The organism is Marinobacter salicampi, from assembly GCF_011074795.1.
GTDB classification, from domain to species: domain Bacteria; phylum Pseudomonadota; class Gammaproteobacteria; order Pseudomonadales; family Oleiphilaceae; genus Marinobacter; species Marinobacter salicampi.
The window spans coordinates 26050-44628 of sequence record NZ_JAAMPF010000018.1 but is presented as its reverse complement, the minus strand read 5'-3'; the positions used below and the strand labels follow the sequence as shown (position 1 = coordinate 44628).

The following is an 18579-nucleotide window of genomic DNA, read 5'->3' as shown; positions in this document are numbered from 1 at the left end:
TCACGGTTGAGCGGGATTCGGCGACCTCATATTTATAGCCCAGCCCGGGCAAGTGCCTGGTAGAAACTACTGTCGGCTTCCAATGCCTTTTTAGCCAGCTCACACCGCTCGCGAACCTTTACCTTGCCTGTGCGGGCTATACAAAGTTTCTCATTCAGTACGCCATGAACGGGCACTTCGTAACGCGTCGACAGATAATACTTGTCGGCAGCGTAGGCATCAGGAAGATCCAGCTCAACCAGCTTCGCCACCGCCATATGCATCAGCATCTTGCGCTGTTCGGCAGCCAACACATTATACTGATCCAGATACTGGGTCGCTGCGCTCAGCGCGCTGAACGTTGTATCGGGTCGACGTATAAAAGCCTCAGCCAGTTTTGTCGCCTGCGGGTGTGCGCCACGAACTATCAGCCCGCGGAAACTAATCAGTAGCAGATGGAGATTTTCGGGCTCACTGGCCAGCGCCCTGTCAATCAACGCCTGGTACGAGGTCGGCGTCGACTCAAGTTCATGAATAGACTTCAATGTTATCACCGGGCTCAACTCGTCCAGATCGAGTTCAAGCGACGAGAAGGATCGGGCCAGAGTGGCGCCCTCTAGACCATAGATCACCGCGCGCACAATCTGGCGCCGTTCCTGGGGAGAAAGATAGTCTCCCCCGGCCAGATCACTGGAAACCGTACTCAGCCATTTCTGGACCTGATTGTCGCTTATTTCTGTGTCTTCTTTCTTGAGCTTTTTCGCGGTCGCCTTGGCCATTTCATCGTAAGCGCTGGCATCAACCGACGCCTCTCCCTGACCTTTGTTCAGTTTGGTGAGAAGCGCAATCATAGCCATCGGACTGTAACGGGACTTCTCCAGTATTTTCGCTGCCAGTAAATCCGCTTCTGTCTCCTGGGTACGGTTCCATTGCGTAAAGCCTGCCGCAGCTACCAGGGCATCGGTTGAGCCACCCATTCTGAGCGTCGTTTCCCGGGCCTTGGCATCGTTACCTAACATGGCAACGGCCTGGGCAAAGTCGGCCACGCCTTTTGCAGCGGATTGAAGCTCGTTCTTGTCATGGTGATCCAGCCATAAATGGGCAAGTTCATGGGCCAGAAGCGCAGCAAGCTCATCCTGGGTATCAAGGTGCTCAAGGGTGCCAGCCTGGATCACAATGGTTCCGTTTGGGTAAGTGAAACCACCAAAGCCGAACTGGGGTCCCACTCTTACCTGACAGTTGCACGGTTTTCCCATCCAGCTGTTCGACAATTCGTCTGCAATTGACTGAAGCTCACCAGTCACTGACACAGCGGCCAGAGGTGCCACACTATCACTACGCAACAGAACCAGGTCCTTCGCTGGGTCAAGGCTGCTGGGCTCATGCGCGGCAGCTGTTGATAGGAGTTCGTCCAGGTGCTTTTGCCGCAACTCGGTATCTGTCACCCATTTTTCGGACTGATACGGGGACGAACCGCACCCGATCAGCAGCACAGAGGCGCAGACCACCGAAAAGACAGCTTGGCAAGCGTTCATTGCTCACACCCCCCGCCTACACCGCGGGCACTCGCTATGCGGTAATCATTAGCAAAGACCGCCGACGAACGATCACATGAAACGGTAAGTTCCCTGGAATCGCTGGTAACCACTTCAGGGACGTAGACTCGATAGTGCTGCCCTTCTGGCCCTTCGAACAGGTATTGACCGTTCTCCCGGCCAACGATTTCGAAAGGCGGCACCAATCCCAGCTCCCGGACAGGAACAAACGCACCGTCAGGGCCTACGACAAAGGCGTGGTCCTGATCATGGAACTTTTCGATGTACTGGGCCTCTGCCCAGGCCAGGCTGCTCTGGAGCAAAAGCAGAAAAATCCAGTGGTAGACTCTCATTATTCATCTCCTTTCGTTCGTTTCGGATGGCGATCAACAGCAAGGGTGTGAAGGCGATCAGGTCCGCCAGGAACCCCGGGGTCCGCTGAAAAGACAGCGCCAGCAGATATATGAGACACAGTGCTATCAGCACCAGGGCCACTTCAACGACCTCCATAGCCAGCTCCGGCCAGTGCGCACGTCTCTGGTTTTTATGCCGCCAGTAAAGAAGCTTGCGCGACAACGCGACAACGCCCCAAAGCAGCAACGGCCAGGCCAACAGCAAATCAACCGGTACAGGCCAGTTAGGCAAGCCGAACATACTGAGGCTCGGCTGGAGTCCAACGGGCTGGAAGTAATTCGAGCCGTAATGCAGAAGATTTCGCAGGGCTTCGGCATGCAGATACACACCTGGCAATTGGCCTGGGCCGGGGGGATCAAACAGGTCTCTGACCGACGGGAGGGAGACGCCAACCATGGCTATCCTCTTTTCAGTCTGGCCTTGCTGAATGAATGGGTAGCAGTCTGGACCCGAGCAGAACACATCACTGAGGGTTGCGGTTGGAAGTGGCGGGCAGACTTGGGAGTGTCGGGAACTGACGTCCTCGGCCCCAAATAGACTTCGCCTGCTGATATGAAACAGCTCACTCCAGGAAGAACCTGCCTCAGGCCCGACACAGTTCAGCGATGGCGTCATAGAACGCGCAGGCATGCCCCAGCTCATATGCATGCCCCCGGGTTCGGGTACCAGCCAGGTGCTATCTGCTTTGGAGAGGTCATCACACCCCTGCCAGCCGGTGACCTGGCAGTAAGCCTGGTAGGCTGCAGCAGCGAGAGTCAAAACTTCCACACCTTCCATGTGGATGCTTAGCGGATAATGCTCACCGTAGCCCACCCAGCCGGTCATACCCAGTCCCGACGCAGCATTCACAAGGGGTTCTATGGAGGATTCAAGCTCAGCCGGGTCATCTCCGGAACTAAGAATGACGGCCATTTCAGCGTTATTGCGAAAGTGCTCCATGCGGGTGACCAGATTGGCAAAGCTGGGGTCCAGGTTACGGGCCCGATAAAAGGTGATGTCGAGAATCACCGTGCCATAGCCACGACGCCTTAGCGCATCAATCAAAACGCCGTGATCACTGTAAGCCAGGGGCCAGTCATTGGCTCTCAGGTAGCCATTGTTTTCGTCAGACAGGGCGCGTATGGACGGGTCGTCAATGAGAATAACGTCAACAAGGTTGGCGGAACCCGAGTCTCCGCCGGCAGCGAGAGAAGCCGAATAGAATGGAGAGAACAGGCGATCAAAGGCCCCTGTAATGGCCTTGCTGGTGGTGGAACTGATACCGAACGGGTCCACCAGCGCAAGCACATAGCCCACGACCAGGATCAGCCAGTGCCGCCGCAGAGTTCCAAAAAACGATTTGCTCGTGATCGCGCTTTGCACTCGAGCCTCCCTGTTGGGATCAACCCAACAGCCCGCACTGCGGAAGCGAGCATCGACACAGGAATTAACTTAAGGCAACATTCAAGCCTATGGTTAAAGTTTAACCAGATTTTGAGGTGTTAGGGAGAGGCTCTAGTACAGTTTATTTTAAAAATGTAAAGAATGTCGACGCTATTTGAGCAGAGGCATTAAAACTCGACCTTTTCCGAGATGCCGAGTTGGTCTAAGCCGGTTCGTGGAAGCAGGGCTCGCACATGTCAGTCCCACTATGCTCTATGGGCTACTGGGCTGTCTGATTGTCGTCGGATTCCCTCTGCCCGGGAGCCCGCAGCTTTTGCAGGGCTTTGGTGGCGTTGACCGTACATGCCTGGGTATTGCCGGACTTGTGGGCATCCCGGGCTTTTTCGATGTGTTCCTTGACCTGACTTCTGGCAGGTTCTTCAAGCTTGGAGGGCTTAACGTTCTCAAGTTCCTTCACATACTCTTCACATGTGGTCTTTACTTCCGCGAATATAAGCGGGCTTGCAACCAGGGCCGCAGCGGCCAGAATAAAAGCTGCTTTCATGGTGGTGTCCTCCTTGTCATTTTCCTTATGCCAACCACCCGAAACGCCCAGTACAGATGATTTTGCCTGCAGATTCAAGTGAAGCTGGATTTCGACGAGCAGGCACCGATAGGCTGCCGATGGAGCCTCCCCTTGAAAAGGTCCACGTAACCATGAAGACCGTGTTTTCACCCCTGCACCACCGTCGTAACGCCGCCACCGAGCTGGAGGGTGGTGTTCTGACCGAGCCCCACGAAAAACCGTCACGGGCTGAAACGATTCTGAAATGGGTGGTACAGGACGAACTCGGGGAAGTCGTGTCACCCCGGGATTTTGGCCTCGAGCCGGTCATGCGTGTGCACACTGCGGATTATGTTGCCTTCCTCCGGTCCTGCTGGACTGACTGGGCCGCCGAAGGCAAGCCCGGTGAAGCCATCCCTGCAGTCTGGCCCGGGCGAGGTATGCGCCAGCGGGTACCGAAAGATATCGATGGCCGCCTGGGCTATTACAGCTTTGCCGCCGAAACCTCTATCACCGAGGGCACCTGGGACGCCGCCTGTGCCTCTGTCAATGTGGCATTGACCGCCCAGGCCCTGGTTGCAGACGGCGAAGCAGCGGCCTTTGCCCTTTGTCGTCCCCCCGGGCACCACGCCCATGCCGACCTGTTCGGGGGCTACTGCTTCTTCAACAACGCCGCTATTTCCGCGCAGGCCTTCCTGGACAAGGGTGCCAGCCGGGTGGCGGTTCTGGATCTGGATTTCCATCACGGCAACGGTACCCAGAGTATCTTCTATCACCGCAACGATGTTCTGACCATCAGCCTGCACGGTAATCCTGACCTGGTATTTCCCCACTTCCTTGGATTTGAGGATGAAACCGGTGAAGGCACCGGCGCGGGATTTAACCTCAACATGGTCTACCCACCCGGGACGCCCTTCAGCGTATGGCGGCAGGGTCTGGAAAAAGCCTGTTCCCGGCTGACGGAGTTCCAGCCAGACGCCCTCGTAGTCGCCCTGGGCGTCGACACCTTCGAAGATGACCCGATTTCGTTCTTCAAGCTGACCTCAGCGGACTACCTGCTGATGGGGGAAAGGCTGGGCAAGCTGAACCTGCCTGCTCTGTTTACCATGGAGGGGGGTTATGACGTGGACGCCATCGGGGTGAATGTGGTGAATGTGCTGAGAGGTTTCGAGCGCGCCCGGCTTCAGACCGGGCGGGCATGAACTTCTGGGGACGGGCAGAACTAGCTCGCCAGCTCAATCTTCATGAAGTCGAGCTTATTCTCTCTGGGCGAGCCACTGATAGCCATCACCTCGCTACGCCGTTTCACGACGATAAAAACAAAACAACTGAAGTAGAGCGCGATCACCAGCGCCCCTACCCATTGAATACGCAGAAAATCTAGCTGGAACAAAAGTGTAAGTGCACACATGACGACCAGGTTGCCGAAGTAATACTTGCCCAGCCCGATCCGCTTTGCGGTCAGATTCAGGTTATCGGTATAAAGCCGGATCAATGAATCCAGTGAGTTGATAACCATCAGAATACCCACTGTAATCATGGCAAGGTTGATAAACGCGGCAATATTCAGAGCCTCGGTATGGTAGTGATACAGCACCGAGAACCAGGTACCGATGGCCATGGACGGAAACACCAGCATGGCAATCATCAGCTGCCAGGTACGCAGGCCGCTGACGAAGCGGGCGGTGAACTGGCCGATCATGATGCTCCAGGAGAACCACCAGAACAGATAGAACTCGTGATAGTCGTTCAGCGGCAGCATGAAGCGGTGCAGATTGGTGAAGTACTCGCCAATCAGCCCAGCGGTGCCAAAGAAGTCCCCCACACTGCCATTGTCAGTCAGGAAGGCCCGGCCCCACATGACGGCTATCAGCGCAATAAAAAGCCAGCTAGAACCCAGGCTGAGTATGCGTACATATTTGATGTTACTGCTGGAGTACACCGCTGCTGCGATGGCCACAAAAACAATCAGATAAAAGATCGGCACGACGCTTTCACCATCCCCGATCTCCGGCAGATACCAGGGCAGGTTTACCAATAGCAGGAACGCGGTAAAGGCACAGGTACCGATGATCACCATGTTATTGATCACCTTCACCAGCGGGATATCGAAGAACTTCACCCTCGGCTCGATAACACAGAAATAGAAGCAGGTCAGAAAGTAAAAGCCCCAGATCAGGAACGCCCAGAACCCAAACTCAATAGCCAGTGGGTTGGCGAATCCGTACTAGGGGCTTGCGGCAAGGTCGCCGTAGCCTGCGAATTCGGTCAGTGGGAACATGATCAGACCCACATCCAGGCCCGAGGTAAACAGAATGGCGATAAACGTAAAAGTGGGTACCGGCGTGACACCGATCACTTTCAGGTCCCACCATTTGAAGAGGACCAGCGCGATTACTGCGAAGGTAAAGATCAGACCTGCCGATAGCAAGAGCGTCATACAAGCCTCCGGTAGCAGGACACAGTTACTCTAATCATATTAAACATGGGTGTTGCTCCTTGTAACTTCGAAACACAGGACAAAGGGTCATTCGAAACCGGACCGCAAACCCCCGCGTTGACGGGCCAACACTTAACTATCGCGCGCTCAGAACAGGGCGTCGGCCACAATCCCGGCGGCGATAGGTAAATCCTGATGGTTTGCGTTGATGCCGGAAGGCATCGGTTTTACCTACAGATCAGACGACTTGCGTCGCGCCTCTGTCGGACGCTGGCGATCACGCCATTGCTCATCCATTACCACGGGGGCATCGGACGGACTCAATGGCTGTACGCCACGAATAAGATCAGCGGCCCGCTCGGCCACCATGATGGTGGGAGCGTTTAGATTACCGTTGGGAATGGTTGGGAATATGGACGAATCGACCACGCGCAAACCGGTGAGGCCATGAACCCGGGTATCCGGGGCCACAACGGCCTGATCGTCAACGCCCATCTTGCAGCTGCAGGACGGGTGGTAAGCGCTCTCGACCGACTGCCGGACAAAGGCGTCGATTTCGTCATCGCTCTGCACCTGTTCGCCAGGCTGGATTTCGGAGCCACGGTACAGATCCATGGCAGGCTGACTGATTATTTCACGGGTCAGGCGGACGCAGTCGCGGAAACCCTCACGGTCATCCTCATGCTCCAGGTAGTTGAACCTGATACGCGGAGGCTGGCGCGGGTCAGCGGACTGAACATAAACTGAGCCGCGGCTCTTGGGTTTGTTGTGGCCGATGTGGAGCTGGAAGCCATCACCCTTGAAAGCTTCCTTGCCATCGTAACGCATGGCAGCGGGTAGAAAGTGATACTGCAGGTCGGGCCACGCGACTCCGGCTTTGGAACGAATAAAGCCGCAGGACTCGAAATGATTGGTGGCCCCCAGGCCGTCTTTTTTAAGCAGCCAGCGGAGACCGATTTTCAGCTTGTTCCACCAGTCGAGCCTGCCATTGAGCGAGACCGGCTGTTTGCACCGGAACTGGAAGTAGAATTCGAGATGATCCTGCAGGTTCCCGCCTACGCCGGACAATTCATGATTGACCGGAATACCGGCCTGCTCCAGAACCTCACGGTTGCCAATCCCCGAAAGCTGAAGCAAGTGGGGAGAGCCGATCGACCCTGCGCTTAGGATCACTTCACCGGACGTTTTCACATCCACTGTTTTTCCATCTTTTTCATAGCGCACCCCGGTCACCTGCTTGCCGACCAGTAACACCTTGTGCACCAGCGCGTGGGTGACCACCGTCAGATTCTCCCGCGACATCGCGGGGCGAAGATAGGCATTTGCGGTGGACCAGCGACGGCCATTTTTTATGGTCATATGCATGGCGCCAAAACCTTCCTGGCGTTCGCCGTTGTAGTCATCCGTCGCGAAGTAGCCAGCCTCTACACCGGCGTCCACAAACGCCTGGTAGAGGGGGTTCTGCATGTTGTTGCCGTTGTTTATACCAAGAGGACCCTGGTCTCCGCGGTAGTCATCACCGCCGAAGGCCCAGGTTTCCGCTTTTTTGAAATAGGGTAGGCAGTGGCGATAGTCCCAGCCCTCGGCGCCCTGCTGGAACCATTCGTCAAAGTCCCGAGCGTGGCCACGTACATAGACCATGCCGTTTATGGAAGAGGACCCGCCCAGTACCTTGCCCCGGGGGCAGTGCATGCGGCGATTATCCAGGTAGGGCTCCGGTTCGCTCTCGAATTGCCAGGCGTATTTGCTGGAGTTCATGGGAATAGAGAGCGCTGTCGGCATCTGGATGAAAATGCTCTTGTCGCTACCCCCGGTTTCCAGCAGCAGCACCCGGTGGCGACTATTCTCGGTAAGCCGGTTCGCCAGCACACAACCGGCAGACCCGGCCCCGACAATGTTGTAATCGTAGATTGCTTCTTTCATAGGCATCTTCACCCCAGCCCCGCTTAAAACGGGCTATCAAGGTCCTCCATGCCGACATACACGGCCTTGACCTGAGTGTAGTGGTCGAGTGTGATTCGTCCGTTCTCGCGGCCGATTCCCGAGAGCTTGTATCCGCCTACCGGCATTTCAGCTGGCGATGCACCGAAACTATTGATCCAGCAGATACCTGCCTGGATACGGTGAATGACACGGTGGGCTCGGCGGATATCACGGGTGAATACGCCAGCAGCCAGCCCGGTGTCGGTGTCGTTGGCCCGGTTTATCACGTCTTCTTCTTCCGAAAACCGCAGCACGGACATTACCGGGCCGAAGATCTCCTCCCGGCAGATGGTCATGTCATCGATACAATCGGTGAAAATGGTGGGCTCCACGAAAAAGCCGTTCGGAGCTGATGCCGGGTGCGCTGCGTTGCCGCCATGGCTGAGAGTCGCGCCCTCGCTGATACCGGTCTGTATATAGTCCAGTACCAGTTGCTGATGCTGACGGGAAATAAGGGCGCCAAAATTGGTGGCCGGGTCGGTGGGGTCGCCCATGCGGATATTGTTCCTGGTACGCGCCAGCAATTGCTCCATGAATTGATCGTAGATGGCCTCGTGCACGAACACTCGGGTGCCGTTCGTACAGATTTCGCCCTGGGTATAGAAGTTGCCCATCATGGCGGCCGAGACGGCGTTATTGATGTCTGCGTCGTCAAAGATGATAAGCGGGGATTTACCGCCCAGCTCCATGGTGACGTCCTTCAGGGTAGAGGCTGCTGCGGTCATTACCTTTCGGCCCGTGCCCACTTCCCCGGTGAAGGACACCTTGGCGATGTCCGGGTTATGGGTAAGCCAGGCGCCCACATCGCCAGCACCCTGGACAATATTGAAAACGCCGGGCGGCAGCCCGGCTTCCAGGTAAATTTCAGCGAGTTTGAGGGCGCCCATCGGTGTTTCCTCGGACGGTTTGAATATCATGCTGTTGCCAGCAGCCAGCGCCGGTGCTGACTTCCAGCAGGCAATCTGTAACGGGTAGTTCCAGGCACCGATACCGACGCAGACCCCTAGAGGTTCACGGCGGGTGTAGTAAAAGTCACCGCCGAGGTCCTGTTGGCTTCCCTCAACGGAAGCTGCCAGGCCAGCAAAGTACTCAAGGGTATCGGAGCCGGTCGCGACATCGACTACCTGCGCTTCCTGCCACGGTTTGCCGGTGTCAGCCACCTCCAGTGCCGCCAGCTCATCGTTGCGCTCCCTCAGTAGAGCCACTGCACGCAGAAGAATCCGGCCACGCTGGGCCCCGGTCATGGCTGACCAGGTCCTGAAACCCGACCTGGCACTCTCCACGGCCTGGTTCAGAATGGACTCATCGGCAACTTCCATCTCGTACATCACCTGGCCCGTTGCCGGGTTTACCACCGGGAATACCTCGCCAGTCTGGTTTGCCATGGGCTGGCCATTGATAAAGTTCTGAAAACGGGGCAATGCATTCATAGTGTTCAAGCCTGAGATAGTGAGTTCATAGATGGGTTGAGGGCGTTCAAGGCGAATCGCTTGCAGAGCAATTCCGCGGCAGCAAAACCTTCTTCGGGATCTGCGCTGAGGGCACTTCGAAGCCAGAAGCCGTCAATCATTGCGGCCATCTGGCGAGCTGCCTCCGTCGCTGCCTGTTTCGGCAACCGTTGGGCGAAGGAATAGCGCAGATTGCTGTAGAGCCGGGCGTTATTGATCTGCTGCAAACGCTGCAACCCGGGCTCGTGCATGGAGCGCGCCCAGAAGCTTAACCAAGTCTTGGCTGCAAGGTCGGTGCGCTGGAACTCGGAAAAGTTTGCTTCGACGATGCATCGCAGGCGCTGTTCCGCAGAACCGTCGGTGCAAGCCATCCGTTCCCGCAGCTCCTTGCCAAGCTGGTCCAGCAGGTAACGCAGTGCTGCCTCGATCAGACCCTGCTTGCCGCCGAAATAATGACTAATGATGCCGGAGGACATGCCGGCTCTTCGACTGATCGAAATAATGGTGGTGTTCTGCAGACCCAGCTCAGCAATGGAGGCCATCGTAGCTTCAATCAGTTGCTGCCTGCGGGCATCTTTTACTCCAACAATCGGCATTGACTTCGGATCCACTTTTTCATTAATTGAACGTTCAATTAAAATAAAGTGTACAGAAAGCAATCGAAGTCGGCAACCTGGTAAGCCTTACACTACCAGCGGACATAAAAAAGCCCCGCTATCCGAACCGGGTAGCGGGGCTGAAAACACGCACTGTTTTAGGGGCAGACGTGTGTGAACCTGTTTCCAGACGCCGTTCAGGCTGCCTGTTCTTCGTCCTCGGACTCCTCCAGGGAGTTGCGGATCAGGAAATCGAAGGCGCTCAGAGCGGCCTTTGAGCCTTCGCCCATGGATATCACAATCTGCTTAAAAGGCACTGTGGTGGCATCACCGGCAGCGAATACACCCGGAATGGACGTTTCACCACGTTCGTTGATAATGATCTCGCCGTGCTGGCTCAGCTCAATGTCGCCTTTCAGCCACTCGGTGTTCGGTACCAGACCGATCTGAATGAACACGCCCTCCAACGATACATGATGGCTCTCACTGGTTTTGCGGTCGGTGTACTGCAGACCACTGACCTTGCCATTCTCACCGGTGATCTCGGTAGTCTGGCCCGAGGTGATGATTTCAACATTCTTCAGGCTGCGCAGCTTTTTCTGGAGCACTTCGTCAGCGCGCATCTGGTCACCAAACTCGATCAGGGTTACGTGCCCGACGATGCCGGCCAGGTCGATGGCTGCCTCGACACCGGAGTTGCCGCCGCCGATAACCGCCACCCGCTTGCCCTTGAACAGCGGACCATCACAGTGCGGGCAGTAGGCGACACCCTTATTACGGTATTCCTCTTCACCAGGCACACCGATCTGGCGCCAGCGGGCACCCGGGGAGAGCACCACCGAGCGGGCTTTCAGCGATACACCGTTGGCCAACTGGATCTCGTGATGCTGGCCGGGCTTGTCCGCAGGAATCAGCTTCTTGGCTCGCTGGAGGTCCATGATGTCGACCTCATACTCTTTTACGTGCTGCTCCATAGCAGCCACCAGCTTGGGGCCTTCGGTATAAGGTACGGAGATCAGGTTTTCGATACCCATGGTATCGGCAACCTGGCCACCGAAACGCTCCGCCACAATACCGGTCGCGATGCCTTTGCGGGCGGCGTAAATGGCGGCAGAGGAGCCAGCGGGGCCACCACCGATCACAAGCACCTCGAACGGCGCCTTGTGCTTGAGCTTCTCGGCTTCACGGGCCTCGGCACCGGTATCCACCTTGGCGATAATCTGCTCCAGGGTCATGCGGCCCTGACCAAAGGGCTTGCCGTTCAGGAAGAGACTGGGCACGGCCATAATTTCACGCTGTTCTACTTCATCCTGAAACAGCGCGCCGTCGATGGCGGTGTGCTTGATGTTCGGATTCAGAATACTCATCAGGTTCAGGGCCTGAACCACATCCGGACAGTTCTGGCAGGACAGGGAGAAATAGGTCTCAAACTGGAAATCTCCGTCCAGCTCCTTGATCTGCTCAATCACATCCTGGCTGGCTTTGGATGGGTGACCACCCACCTGCAGGAGCGCCAGCACCAGGGACGTGAACTCGTGACCCATGGGAATGCCGGCAAAGCGGACCCCGATGTCGGTGCCTATGCGGTTGATTGCGAACGAAGGACGACGAACATCCTGGGACTCCTCGGTACGCAGGCTGATCTTCTCTGACATCGGCTCGATTTCTACCAACAGCTCCCTGAGCTCCTGGGATTTCTTGCTGTCGTCGTATGCGGCAACCAGCTCGATCGGCTGCTGCAGCTTGTCCATGTAAGCTTTCAACTGCTCTTTGATCTTGGCATCCAACATGTGTCTTTCCCCTCTGGATAACGTGAAACCTGATGCGTGGACTCAATCTGAGTCGTGCTTTATCTATGCAAAAAGGATATCGCCCGGTCAAAGAAAGCTCAAATTAATTGACCAAAAGTATTTGATAGCCATTCGCTATTATTAGCGAAAAATCAATCGAGTAGAAACGAAGAAGGCCCGCAAAGCGGGCCTTACTGCAAGTTTCTCGGAGGAAACTTTAGATCTTGCCAACCAGGTCCAGAGACGGTGACAGAGTCGCTTCGCCTTCTTTCCACTTGGCTGGGCATACTTCGCCAGGATGGTTGCGAACATACTGGGCCGCCTTGACCTTGCGCAGCAGATCGTCCGCATCACGACCGATGCCTTCAGCGGTGATTTCCATAACCTGAATGATGCCGTCCGGATCCACCAGGAAGGTCGCACGGTCTGCCAGGCCCTGGCCTTCACGCATCACACCAAAGTTGTTAGTGATGGTGCCGGTCTGGTCGCCAACCATGTAGTAGTTGATCTTGCCGATAGTCTCGGAGCTGTCGTGCCAGGCCTTGTGGGTAAAGTGGGTGTCGGTGGATACTGAGTAAACTTCCACACCCAGCTTCTGGAGCTCTTCGTATTTGTCAGCAACGTCACCCAGTTCGGTCGGGCAAACGAAGGTGAAGTCTGCCGGGTAGAAGTAAAATACCGCCCAGTTACCTCTTACATCGGCGTCAGAAACTTCGACGAATTCGCCCTGCTTGAAAGCAGTAGCTTTGAACGGCTTAATTTCGCTGTTAATCATACCCATAAGATATAAATCTCCTTGTTGATCGGTTTATCCGTCGGCTAACGAGTGCACACAGTATTAGTTTGCGCAGAAGCATACAAATTGATTGTTTTTGGCCGGGCAATAGCCATCAACTATAGCTGCTCAAAAAGAACGTAAAAAGATTAATCCAGCTTTCGTCCGGCATCAACCATTGCCCAGCGCGAACTGCACAGCCTGCTCTGCGTGCAGCTCAGTCGTATCGTAGAGTTTGACGCTGGTGTCGGCCTCCTGGACGAGAAGACCTATCTCCGTACAGCCCAGAATCACCCCTTGTGCTCCCCGTTCACCCAGGCTGGTGATCACATCCAGGTAGGCGGCTTTGGAATCAGGCCGGATCAGGCCCCGGCACAGCTCTTCATAAATGACCGAGTGAACCACCTCCCGCTGGGCCGCATCGGGCAACAGCACTTCGATGCCCCGGGCCTCAAGCCGCTCGCGATAGAACGCCTGTTCCATCGTAAACCGGGTTCCAAGCAGACCCACCGACGTCACACCGTCGTTGATCAGATCATTCGCTGTCGCGTCTGCAATATGAAGAAGAGGCACCGATGCCGCCTGCTCAATCTCGGAGGCAACCTTGTGCATGGTGTTGGTGCAAAGAACCAGAAAGTCCGCTCCGGCACGCACAAGTGCCTGGCCGGCAGTGCCGAGAATGTCCGCAGTAGCATCCCAGTCGCCCTGGTGCTGGAGAGTCTCGATCTCTGCGAAGTCTACGCTGTAGAGAACAAGCCGCGCGGAATGGAGCCCGCCCAGCTGGTCCCTGGTTTTCTGGTTGATCAGGCGATAATAGGTCTGAGTCGATTCCCAACTCATGCCGCCGATTAAACCGATGGTTTTCACCTTTCACCTCCGCGTCCTGTGGATTGAACAGTATAGCCAGGAAGTCTGCTATGGCCTTGTTTCAACCTTGTTAATCGTACCCTGGGCTGGTTAATCACCAACAGGACTCTAACCGGAGAGCAGACCCGGGTGTACTGTATTCCCGGTTGGTTTCTTGCAGAGTACGAGTGCCTGGCGGGACGCGACTGTATGGAAAAGTCGCAGTGGTAGGAAAAGCCGGCCAGAGCCTGACCCTGGCCGGCAGTACTGATTCAGAGGTCCTTGATAGCGGCAGAAGTCGCCTACAGAACATCCTTGGCGTCGCCTTTGATCATCAGGCTGTTGTCACGGATGAACAGGCTGTTGGGAATACCCGCAAAGCCCGGTGACAGGCTGCGCTTCACGACTACCACGGTCTTGGCCTTGTGGACGTTGAGTATGGGCATGCCATAGATGGGCGACGAGGGCTCCTCGGACGCCGCCGGGTTGACCACGTCGTTGGCGCCCAGAACGATAACCACGTCTGCCTGGGGCAGCTCGGGGTTCATGCTGTCCATGTCTTTGAGCTGGTCGTAGGGGATCTCCGCCTCGGCCAGCAGTACGTTCATGTGCCCTGGCATCCGGCCGGCTACCGGGTGGATGGCATAGCGTACCTGCGCCCCCCGGGCTTCGAGCTGGCTTGCCAGTTCCTTGACCGCATGCTGTGCCTGGGCAACGGCCAGGCCATAGCCCGGCACCATGACCACCTTGCGTGCGCTATCCAGCAGCAGCGCAAGGTCATCCGGTGTTGCATACTTCACCTTGCCGGCATAGAAGTCATCCTCAGCAACGCCCTGGGCACTGGCGGGCTGCTTGAACGCACCCCCGAACAGCACGGTCGGCAAGGAACGGTTCATGGCCTTGCACATGATCGCAGTCAGGATCAGGCCTGACGCTCCGACAAGCGAGCCGGTAATGATCAGACCCTGGTTCTCAAGCACAAAGCCGGTTGCGGCGCCCGCCAGCCCGGAATAGGCATTCAGCAGGGCCACCACTACAGGCATGTCTGCGCCGCCCACCGGCTGGACCAGGCCAATGCCCAGGATCAGACACAGGCCAACCAGGGCAAATAGCGTCACCGGACTGACACTGACGCCACTGACGAACATGAAGCCGCCCCCGATTACCGCCAGCAAGGTGACCAGTGTCAATATCTGCCAGAGCCGGGGCTTGCCGGTTTCACCAATGGTGCCCCGTAATTTGAGAACCGCAATGATGGAGCCGGTAAGGGTTACCGAACCGATGATAACCGAGGCCAGGATAGCCGCTGTCCAGCCGGCATTGCCGGTGGTGCCTGCGCCTGATGCCTGCAACCAGGTGCTCAGGGCCACGGTAACCGAGGCTGCGCCACCAATACCGTTGAGGCTGGCAATGAGCTCGGGCATTTCGGTCATGGCGGTTCTTCTGGCCAGCCAGACGCCGATGCTGCCGCCCAGGATCATGCCCGCAATAATGGTGGCGTAGCTGATGATCTGCTGGTGCATCAGGGCAGCCACGACCGCGATGAGCATGCCCACTGCCGCCAGCTGGTTACCACGGACCGCTGTCGCCGGCTTGGTCATGCCCTTGATACCGAGAATGAAGAAGACGGCGGCCGTCAGGTATGAAAAGTTGATGAGTGCAAACATGGTTAGGCTTTCCGCTTGAACATATTGAGCATGCGATCGGTCACCAGAAAACCGGCCACGATGTTAATACTGGCGAGGGTAACCGCGATGAAACCGAGCACACTGGCTACACCGGGCGAAAGACCGCCACTGCCGGCGCTGATAATGGCACCCACAATGACAACGCCGGAAATGGCATTGGTCCCGCTCATCAGCGGCGTGTGCAGCGTCGGCGGTACTTTGTTGATCAGTTCCACACCCACGAACAGGGCCAGAACAAAAATGGTAAAGCTGAGGATGAACAGATCCATCAGACTGTGTCCTTTTCCTTGATATTGATATCGGGTTCGTTGTTTTCTTGCGTTGAAGCCACGCCAGCAGAGGGTTTCGGGTCATCGTCAAAGAAGATCCTGCCCTCACTGGTAATCAGGGTTGCGGCGACGATGTCATCGTCCCGGTCAGGCACTAGCTGGCCCTCTTTGGTCATGTTCAGCAGAAATCCGGTAATGTTGCGAGTCAGCAGCTGAGAGGCATGAACCGGCACCCGGGCGGGGTGATTCACGTGCCCCACGAGGGTGACGCCATCCACGTCCACTTTCCTGTTCAGGACTGTGCCTTCAACGTTGCCACCCCGGTCCGCCGCAAGATCGACAATCACCGAGCCGCGCTTCATTCGATGGATGGTTTCCTGGTCGATCAGCTTCGGAGCCGGCTTGCCAGGCACCGCGGCCGTGGTGATAACAAGGTCGGCCCGGGCAACACAGTCAGACAGGTGCTGGCGCTGGGCGGCGTAGAAGGCATCGCTCTGAGCCTTGGCATAGCCGCTGCTTCCCGTGGCGTCGGTTTCCGGTACCGGGATATCAATGAAATCAGCGCCCAGGCTTTCCACCTGCTCCCGAACCTCCGGTCGCAGGTCGTAGGCCTCAACCACTGCCCCAAGGCGGCGAGCCGTGGCGATGGCCATCAGGCCGGCAACCCCGGCGCCAATCACCAGTACCCGGGCAGGGTGAATGGTGCCAGCTGCGGTCATCAGCATGGGAAAGTAACGGGGCAAGGCCATGGCTCCGCTCAGGACTGCCCGATAGCCGCTGATGCCGGCCATGGCACTGAGCACGTCCATGCTCTGGGCCCGGCTGGTGCGCGGCACCAGGTCAAGGGCAAAGGTCCGGACCGAGCGCTCGGCAAGCTGCCTGACCAGGTCCCGCTTGTTCCAGGGCTCGAGTATGCAGATCAGCGTCGACTCCGGCTGTATCAGGCCGGCCTCTTCGGCATCCGGCGCCCGCACTTTGAGAATGACGTTGGTCTGCCGGTAGAGTGACTCGGCATCATCAGCAATGATCGCGCCGCAGCTGCGGTATTCCTCATCAGAGAAGTGGGCAGCCATGCCGGCACCACTTTCGACGATCACTTCGTACCCGGCCTCAAGCAGTTCCGGTACTCCGGAAGGTATGATCGCGACCCGATTCTCCCCGTCCGCTCTCTCCCGTGGTATACCAATCAACATGACTAACTCTCCGTCCCGAGGTGGGTTGTGAGGGCTTCTCTTCAAGCCCGAGTGTATTGAGGGTGAACTTCCGAACGTTGTGCAGCAGCTCTGAATCCGTCACCAGGGACTGGCCGTAGCTCGGAATCAGTGCCTGTAAGGCATGAAGCCGGGGGCCGCTGACAAGCTCCGGCAGGCAGCGTTCAATGACTTCAAGCATGGCCGACACGCAGACCGAGGCCCCCGGCGAGGCCCCGAGCAGGGCCGCAAGCGAACCATCGGACGTGCTCAGCACTTCCGTGCCGAATTCCAGGGTGCCCCGGTTATGCTGGTTGGCCTTGATGATCTGCACCCGTTGGCCGGCCCGGCGAAGCTGCCACTGGTCCGGCCTGGCTTCGGGCAGGAAGGAGGCAAGCTGCCCGAGCCGGGCTTCCCGGGGGCTCATGGCTTCGTTGATCAAGTAACGGGTCAAGGGCCAGTTCCCAACGGCCACATCCAGCAGGTTGCGGAGGTTGTGGCCCCGCACCGAGGTCAGCAGATCGGTCCAGCTGCCCTGCTTCAGGAAGCGGGTGGTGAAGCCGGCGAAGGGCCCGAAAAGAAGGGCCGGCTTGCCCCCGATAAAGCGGGTATCGAGATGAGGCACCGACATGGGCGGCGCGCCAACCGGGGCCTGACTGTAGACCTTGGCGTTATGGGCCAGGGCCAGTTGCTCATCGTCACAGGCAAGCCAAAGACCGGACACCGGAAAAGCGCCGTAACCTTTGGCCTCGGGCACGCCGGCCTTCTGCAGCAGAGGCAGGGCCGCGCCACCTGCGCCGATGAACACAAAACCTGCGTCCACCTCGGTTATTTCACCAGTACCGGTTTCCAGCAGCGACACCTGCCACCGGTCACCGCGGCGTTTCAGGTTGGTCACGCGGGTGCCTGTTCGTATGTCGGCCTGGCCTTCATCACTGAGGGACTGGCCAAGGGCCCGGGTCAGGGCGCCGAAATTGACGTCGCTGCCATGCCCGACGCGGGTAGCAGCCTGGGGTTCGGAAGACTCCCTGCCCCTGGTGACAAGAGGCAGCCATTGCGCCAGGGTGTCGGGGCTATCGCTAAATTCCATGCCCACAAACAGCGGCTGAGAGGCGAGCGACTGGTGGCGCTCTCGAAGGAATTCGCAGTCCTTTGAACCCCTTACCCAGCTAAGGTGAGGCACCCGGCGGATGAAGGTCCCGGCTTCCGGCAGCAGGCCCTTTGCCACCAGTGAGCTCCAGAACTGCAGGGAGACTTCAAACCGGGCGTTGATTTCCAGGGCCCGCTCGCTAAAGACTGATCCGTCGGCACTTCGGGGCGTGTAGTTCAGCTCGCAATAACCAGCATGGCCTGTGCCCGCGTTATTCCAGGCATCGGAGCTTTCGCTGCCGAGCTCGGCTGACTGTTCCACCAGCATGACCGAACGCGAGGCGTCCAGTTGGGAAACCAGCGAGGCAAGAGTCACGCTCATCACGCCACCGCCGACCAGCAACAGGTCTGTTTTCTGAACCGCCATATCAGAGCCCCCTCATGGATAGCAAAAGAGCCCAAGACTTTAGTCGAACATCGGAACGTAAAAAATCTGCAAAAATAGAAATTATTGATCGGTTTTATCGAGGAATGGGGGCGGCCTGTTACAGCTATTCGGAAGGGGGATTCTGCTGCAGAGTAAGGTTTTTCAGAGGCAGAAGCGCGGACA

Annotated in this window: 17 protein-coding genes; 1 reads left to right on the top strand and 16 read right to left on the bottom strand. The window is 57.2% G+C overall.

Translation table 11 applies throughout. From position 1 onward, the window contains the following. Window positions 1–32: 32 nt before the first annotated feature. From G7W63_RS09240 to G7W63_RS09225, 4 genes are all read right to left on the bottom strand, one after another. Window positions 33–1514: a M48 family metalloprotease gene (locus G7W63_RS09240; RefSeq protein ID WP_166256533.1), complete on the bottom strand. Its 1482-nt coding sequence runs from the start codon at window positions 1512–1514 to the stop codon at window positions 33–35. After that, the gene (locus tag G7W63_RS09235) at window positions 1511–1867 is read right to left on the bottom strand and encodes a hypothetical protein (protein ID WP_166256530.1); all 357 of its coding nucleotides are present in this window, start codon (window positions 1865–1867) and stop codon (window positions 1511–1513) included. Before G7W63_RS09235 ends, G7W63_RS09240 begins: the two co-directional genes overlap by 4 nt. Then, window positions 1782–3290 (bottom strand): CHASE2 domain-containing protein, encoded by a 1509-nt coding sequence (locus tag G7W63_RS09230; protein ID WP_166256527.1) that lies wholly within the window; start codon window positions 3288–3290, stop codon window positions 1782–1784. Before G7W63_RS09230 ends, G7W63_RS09235 begins: the two co-directional genes overlap by 86 nt. A gap of 280 nt (window positions 3291–3570) precedes the next feature. Beyond that, window positions 3571–3855 (bottom strand): hypothetical protein, encoded by a 285-nt coding sequence (locus G7W63_RS09225; RefSeq protein WP_166256524.1) that lies wholly within the window; start codon window positions 3853–3855, stop codon window positions 3571–3573. A gap of 152 nt (window positions 3856–4007) precedes the next feature. Here G7W63_RS09225 and G7W63_RS09220 point away from each other — a divergent pair, with 152 nt between their 5' ends. Beyond that, on the top strand, window positions 4008–5057 hold the full coding sequence (locus G7W63_RS09220; protein WP_166256521.1) for a histone deacetylase family protein: 1050 nt from the start codon (window positions 4008–4010) through the stop codon (window positions 5055–5057). 20 nt (window positions 5058–5077) lie between these two features. On the opposite strand, the gene G7W63_RS09215 is transcribed toward G7W63_RS09220, so the two are convergent. From G7W63_RS09215 to mqo, 12 genes are all read right to left on the bottom strand, one after another. Next, window positions 5078–5977: a BCCT family transporter gene (locus tag G7W63_RS09215; RefSeq protein WP_242634367.1), complete on the bottom strand. Its 900-nt coding sequence runs from the start codon at window positions 5975–5977 to the stop codon at window positions 5078–5080. Between the two features lie 105 nt (window positions 5978–6082). After that, complete coding sequence (locus G7W63_RS19970) at window positions 6083–6295, bottom strand: hypothetical protein (RefSeq protein WP_242634366.1); 213 nt, start codon at window positions 6293–6295, stop codon at window positions 6083–6085. 231 nt (window positions 6296–6526) lie between these two features. Then, on the bottom strand, window positions 6527–8218 hold the full coding sequence (gene betA / locus G7W63_RS09210; protein ID WP_166256518.1) for a choline dehydrogenase: 1692 nt from the start codon (window positions 8216–8218) through the stop codon (window positions 6527–6529). Window positions 8219–8241: 23 nt separating this feature from the next. Further along, on the bottom strand, window positions 8242–9699 hold the full coding sequence (gene betB / locus G7W63_RS09205) for a betaine-aldehyde dehydrogenase (protein WP_423202288.1): 1458 nt from the start codon (window positions 9697–9699) through the stop codon (window positions 8242–8244). Between the two features lie 14 nt (window positions 9700–9713). Continuing rightward, entirely contained in the window at window positions 9714–10322 is a 609-nt protein-coding gene (betI, locus tag G7W63_RS09200) for a transcriptional regulator BetI (protein WP_166258248.1), read from the bottom strand. Window positions 10323–10519: 197 nt separating this feature from the next. Then, a complete protein-coding gene (ahpF, locus tag G7W63_RS09195) occupies window positions 10520–12112 on the bottom strand; it encodes an alkyl hydroperoxide reductase subunit F (RefSeq protein WP_166256512.1) in 1593 nt (530 codons plus the stop codon). 217 nt (window positions 12113–12329) lie between these two features. After that, complete coding sequence (ahpC, locus tag G7W63_RS09190; protein WP_166256509.1) at window positions 12330–12893, bottom strand: alkyl hydroperoxide reductase subunit C; 564 nt, start codon at window positions 12891–12893, stop codon at window positions 12330–12332. 165 nt (window positions 12894–13058) lie between these two features. Next, window positions 13059–13754, bottom strand: a complete 696-nt coding sequence (locus G7W63_RS09185; protein ID WP_166256506.1) for an aspartate/glutamate racemase family protein — start codon at window positions 13752–13754, stop codon at window positions 13059–13061. 281 nt (window positions 13755–14035) lie between these two features. After that, on the bottom strand, window positions 14036–15400 hold the full coding sequence (locus G7W63_RS09180) for an NAD(P)(+) transhydrogenase (Re/Si-specific) subunit beta (protein ID WP_166256503.1): 1365 nt from the start codon (window positions 15398–15400) through the stop codon (window positions 14036–14038). Window positions 15401–15402: 2 nt separating this feature from the next. Further along, a complete protein-coding gene (locus G7W63_RS09175) occupies window positions 15403–15690 on the bottom strand; it encodes an NAD(P) transhydrogenase subunit alpha part 2 (protein ID WP_166256500.1) in 288 nt (95 codons plus the stop codon). Next, the gene (locus tag G7W63_RS09170; protein WP_166256497.1) at window positions 15690–16883 is read right to left on the bottom strand and encodes a Re/Si-specific NAD(P)(+) transhydrogenase subunit alpha; all 1194 of its coding nucleotides are present in this window, start codon (window positions 16881–16883) and stop codon (window positions 15690–15692) included. Before G7W63_RS09170 ends, G7W63_RS09175 begins: the two co-directional genes overlap by 1 nt. After that, window positions 16801–18396, bottom strand: coding sequence for a malate dehydrogenase (quinone) (gene mqo, locus G7W63_RS09165; protein ID WP_166256493.1), 1596 nt, complete (start codon window positions 18394–18396; stop codon window positions 16801–16803). The genes G7W63_RS09170 and mqo overlap by 83 nt, the downstream gene beginning before the upstream one ends. Between the last annotated feature and the right edge of the window lie 183 nt (window positions 18397–18579).